The 386-nt window shown below is 72.5% G+C and carries 1 pseudogene; it reads right to left on the reverse strand.

Annotated elements, in window-relative coordinates:
• Window positions 1-101: 101 nt before the first annotated feature.
• Window positions 102-386, reverse strand: a pseudogene (locus ASV53_RS24845) (dipeptide ABC transporter ATP-binding protein); the annotation flags it as partial.

Genomic DNA, 386 nt, shown 5'->3' on the forward strand with positions numbered 1-386 from the left:
GAGGTCGGTCGGGTGCAGGGCCGTCTCCGGCCGTGCGCGCTCCCCGGGCGATCGCGTCGGCCGGAGGAAGTCGCGCCGCAGCCCGCGCGCGCTGAGCAGACTCACGATGCGCCTCCCTCGGGGCGCCACAGCGTCGCGGTCGCATCGCGGAGCAGGCCCCGCGTGACCGACGACTGCGGCGCACGCAGCAGCTGCGTCACGGGGGCGTGCTCGACCACCCTGCCCCGCTCGAGGACCAAGCCGTGGGTGGCGACCTGCGCCAGCACAGCGAGATAGTGGGTGATGAAAACGAGCGACATCCGCTCGTCCTGCACGAGCCCCAGGAGCAGGGCCAGGATCTCGTCCTGGATGGTGACATCGAGCGCGGTGGTCGGCTCGTCGGCGAT

This window comes from Photobacterium sanguinicancri (genome assembly GCF_002265265.1).
Lineage (GTDB): Bacteria > Pseudomonadota > Gammaproteobacteria > Enterobacterales > Vibrionaceae > Photobacterium > Photobacterium sanguinicancri.